We start from the raw sequence: 645 nt of genomic DNA, 5'->3' as shown, positions 1-645 counted from the left end.
TTGTTGGTGGGTAGGGGAGCGTCGTGCATGCGGTGAAGCGGCGGAGTGATCCAGTCGTGGAGTGTGTGCGAGTGAGAATGCAGGCATGAGTAGCGAATCGAGGGTGAGAAACCCTCGCGCCGGATGACCAAGGGTTCCTGGGGCAGGCTAATCCGCCCAGGGTAAGTCGGGACCTAAGGCGAGGCCGACAGGCGTAGTCGATGGACAACGGGTTGATATTCCCGTACCCGCTTCAATGCGCCCATATCGAACCTCGTGATGCTAAGAGTCCTTAAGTCCTCTGATGCCCTTCGGGGCTAGGGGTGAGGCTGAACGCTCGATCCGATCGGGTAGTAGGTAAGCGATGGGGTGACGCAGGAAGGTAGTCCAGCCCAGGCGATGGTTGTCCTGGGGTAAGCATGTAGGGAGTGGGGTAGGTAAATCCGCCCCGCACGTATCCTGAGATGTGATGCCGAGCCGATTGTGGTGAAGTGGATGATCCTATGCTGCCGAGAAAAGCCTCTAGTGAGTGTTGTGGCGGCCCGTACCCTAAACCGACTCAGGTGGTCAGGTAGAGAATACCAAGGCGATCGGGTGAACTGTGGTTAAGGAACTCGGCAAATTGCCCCCGTAACTTCGGGAGAAGGGGGACCTCTGCTGGTGATG

The 645-nt window shown here is 58.0% G+C and carries 1 rRNA gene; it reads left to right on the top strand.

From position 1 onward, the window contains the following. Window positions 1-645: ribosomal RNA gene (locus KME77_RS02000) — 23S ribosomal RNA — on the top strand; the annotation flags it as partial.

The sequence above is a fragment of the Nonomuraea rhizosphaerae genome (assembly GCF_019396405.1).
GTDB classification, from domain to species: domain Bacteria; phylum Actinomycetota; class Actinomycetes; order Streptosporangiales; family Streptosporangiaceae; genus Nonomuraea; species Nonomuraea rhizosphaerae.
This window is presented reverse-complemented; position numbering and strand designations above follow the sequence as displayed.